Source organism: Burkholderia sp. E168m23, assembly GCF_016586125.1.
Lineage (GTDB): Bacteria > Pseudomonadota > Gammaproteobacteria > Burkholderiales > Burkholderiaceae > Burkholderia > Burkholderia orbicola.
On sequence record NZ_BCPP01001157.1, the window covers coordinates 1 to 1,909 of the forward strand.

The 1,909-nt window shown below is 70.7% G+C and carries 2 protein-coding genes; one reads left to right on the plus strand and one right to left on the minus strand.

Annotation, left to right across the window (positions count from 1 at the left end; all coding sequences use genetic code 11):
• Positions 1 to 788: acyl-CoA dehydrogenase family protein (locus tag JMF90_RS35175; protein ID WP_201326172.1), on the minus strand; the 788-nt coding region annotated here is incomplete at its 3' end.
• A gap of 246 nt (positions 789 to 1,034) precedes the next feature.
• Here JMF90_RS35175 and JMF90_RS35180 point away from each other — a divergent pair.
• On the plus strand, positions 1,035 to 1,909 hold an 875-nt coding region (locus tag JMF90_RS35180; protein ID WP_201326173.1), incomplete at its 3' end, for an LLM class flavin-dependent oxidoreductase.

Here is a 1,909-nt window from a genome sequence, read left to right on the forward strand (position 1 = left end):
GGCGCGCGCACGTCGACCGCATATTCGGCCGGCAGCGGCACCTCGTCGAACACGACTTCATGGCTGCCCGATGCGCGCAGGCCAAGATGATTCCAGCTTTCGATCACGCGGATGCGCTCGCCGTCGGTCGCGCGCTCGCGCGGCACGAGAAACACGCCGACGCGCGGCGCCGGTTCGTCGGTGCGCGCCCACACGGCCAGCCAGCGCAGCGCCGGAATGCCGGTGCTGTAGAGCTTGTGGCCCGACAGCCGCCAGCCGTCGCCGTCGCGGCGCGCAATGGTCGCCGGCAGCCCGCCGCGCGACGGCGAACCGAGCGCGGGCTCGACGCGCAGCGCGTTGATCAGCGCGCCGTGCGCGACCGCGCTGTCGAACACCGCGCGCCGCACCTGCGCCGGCCAGCGGTTGTCGGCGCGGCCGAGCGCGCGATGCTGCAGATACGTCATCGTCAACACCAGCGCGGTGGCGGGATCGGCCCCGGCGACGGCCGCGACGATCCGGCTCGCCTGCGCGAGCGTCGCCCCGGCGCCGCCATGCTCGCGCGGCACGACCTGCGCGATCAGCCCGGCGCGATGCAGCCGCGCGAAGTTCTCGTGCGGAAAGCGGCCGTCGATGTCGTTGCGGGCCGCATCGGCGGCGAGTTCGGGGGCGAGGCGCTCGAGCAGCGCGGCGAGGCGCGCGTCGTTCGTCTCGTCGGCGTCTGCAACGTCAGCGGTGCCGGCCGCATCGGCAGGCAGAAGGCGCAGCGCAGGTTGCGGTGACGGCGAGGAAGCGGCAAGGCTGGCGGACATCGAAACGGATTCCCTGGGTAGGTCGAACACGGCGGCGAAAAGACGACAAAGGCGGCAAACGCGGCACCCGCGCGCGCCCGATCATTCACGAGCCCACAGCGTATGCGCAACGCATGCGCCCCCAAACCATGCAAATCTGATATTCAAATCGGGATTGATTATTTCCATTCCGCATGATCGCGGCGTTAACCTGCGCTCCATTCCCGCCCGGCCGTGCGCCGGAACGTCCCTGCACCGGAGACCCAGATGAGCGTCGAATTCATCGGCATGATCCAGAGCCAGAAACAGTCGGAAATCCACCCGGCGTCCGGCCCCGTGGTCGATCCCGACTATGTGCGCGACTTTGCCCGCGCCCACGAAACGGCCGGCTTCGACCGGATTCTCGTGCCGCATCACTCGACCGGCCCGTCGGCGACGCTGACGATCGCGTTCGCGGCGGCCGCGACCGAGCGCATCCACTTCATGCTCGCGCATCGCCCGGGCTTCACCGCGCCGACGCTCGCCGCGCGGCAGATCGCGACGCTCGACCAGTTCAGCCGCGGCCGGCTCGCCGTGCACTTCATCTCCGGCGGCTCGGACAGCGAGCAGCAGCGCGACGGCGATTTCCTCGATCACGACGCGCGTTATGCGCGCACCGACGAATACCTGGGCATCCTGCGGCGGATCTGGACGGAACCGCAGCCGTTCGATCACGACGGCGCGCACTACCGGTTCAAGCAGGGTTTCTCGGAAGTGAAGCCGTTTCAGCAGCCGCATGTGCCGATCTACTTCGGCGGCGCGTCGGAAGCGGCGCTCGCGGTGGCCGGCAAGCACGCGGACGTCTACGCGCTGTGGGGCGAATCGCTCGACCAGGTGCGCGACCTGACGACCCGCGTGCGCACCGAAGCCGCGAAGCACGGCCGCCAGGTGCGCTTCTCCGTGTCGTTCCGCCCGATCCTCGCGGCGACCGAGGACGAAGCATGGGCGCGTGCGCACCGCATCCTCGACGAAACGCGCCGGCTGCGCGAAGCGGCCGGGCTCGGCGCCGGCGGCCCGCAGCAGAGCGAAGGCGCGCGCCGCCTGCTCGCCGCGGCCGAGCGCGGCTCGCGCGTCGACAAGCGGCTGTGGACCGAGATCGCGAA